This window comes from Pseudomonadota bacterium (assembly GCA_022361155.1).
In the GTDB taxonomy this organism is placed as follows: domain Bacteria; phylum Myxococcota_A; class Polyangia; order Polyangiales; family JAKSBK01; genus JAKSBK01.
The window spans coordinates 1-1,290 of the sequence record JAKSBK010000149.1 but is presented as its reverse complement, the minus strand read 5'-3'; the positions used below and the strand labels follow the sequence as shown (position 1 = coordinate 1,290).

General features: G+C 63.4%; 1 protein-coding gene. It reads right to left on the bottom strand.

Going from position 1 to position 1,290, the window contains the following annotated elements; all coding sequences use genetic code 11:
- Positions 1 to 1,155 (bottom strand): hypothetical protein (locus MJD61_05245; GenBank protein ID MCG8554682.1); only part of this gene is annotated, 1,155 nt, incomplete at its 3' end.
- Between the last annotated feature and the right edge of the window lie 135 nt (positions 1,156 to 1,290).

Genomic DNA, 1,290 nt, shown 5'->3' with positions numbered 1-1,290 from the left:
CGGAGGTTTTCGGGCTCGGAGATATGGGCTCGTCTCTGGCCGATTCGTTTGACGAAGCGTTTGTGGGTCACACTTGCGCTCACGGTTCCACAGCGCATCCTTCATCGCTTTGGCCCAACGTTGGGGTTGGCGTTGCGCAAGGACACTGGCTGCCTTGTCTACGTAATCGATGGTGTGCTTCCAGTCGGCGCAGTACATCGCGGTGTGACCCACAAACGCTTCGTCAAACGAATCGGCCAGAGACGAGCCCATATCTCCGAGCCCGAAAACCTCCGTGTTATCGCCCAGACCGCGGCGCGCTGCCAGAGCCAGCATCCGGCGGGCACGTTCACCTTCTGCTGCCACCACGGGTACCACCACATCCAACGCGCAGCTCGTCATTTGTCCCGGGGCCCGAACGTCGAGCGTGATGAGCTCACGGTATTGGGTGTCGCGCTTTTGGCGCGGCCGGCCCGTCTTGGCCGTCTCTTGCCCGTACCCGGGCTCACCGGGTTCACAGGGTCTGAGCGTTCCGGTGCGAATGATCCCGCCATCGCCCTGCATCATCAACTGGGCTGCTCCTTCGCGCCGCCCTTCGTGGGCGAGCTCCGCAAGCACCTCGAGCCGTTGGCACTCGGCGAAAGCCACCGCTTCGCGCTCGACCTGCAACGCCATCCGACGCACATGGGTGCGCTCCACCGACTGTCCGTGGTGCACCTGCAGGTCCCTGCTCGCTTTGCTGTAGCTGTGTTCGGCGCCGCAGTAGCCCGCGGTCAACTCCAGCTCCGCGCTCGCATCGCCGTGAGACAGACCGGTCAGCAACCGAGTCACGCTCAGCCCTGGCGCCCCGCAGTCGCATTCCAGATACAGCTTACTCACTTCTACCGTCAGCCCCAGCACCCGCACCTGCATCGGCGCCTTGGCTCGACGCTTGACCTTGCGACGGCCGGCACAGCTGGGGCACGTGCCGCCAAGCTCGATGCCCCGCTGCTGCACCACCTGCTCCCAGACATCGTACAGCGCCTGAGCTATCCCGCCCAACAGGGCTCGCACCAACGACTCCATCGCGTCGAGCGACGCAACCTCATGCAATGACATGCCTTTTATATGCTGTCGCGCTTGATCCTTGACCCGTTCCTCAACCTGCGCGATCCAACGGTTCTCGACATTCATCATCGAGCTCTCCTTGGGTGCTCCGCCTCTGCCAAGGCGGGGTTCGTTGCGCACGACAGGGGATCAAACCCCTGGCCTCTACGCAACCCCCCAAGGAGACGTCATTCCCCATCCCGGGAACCTCAGGCATCACATCGG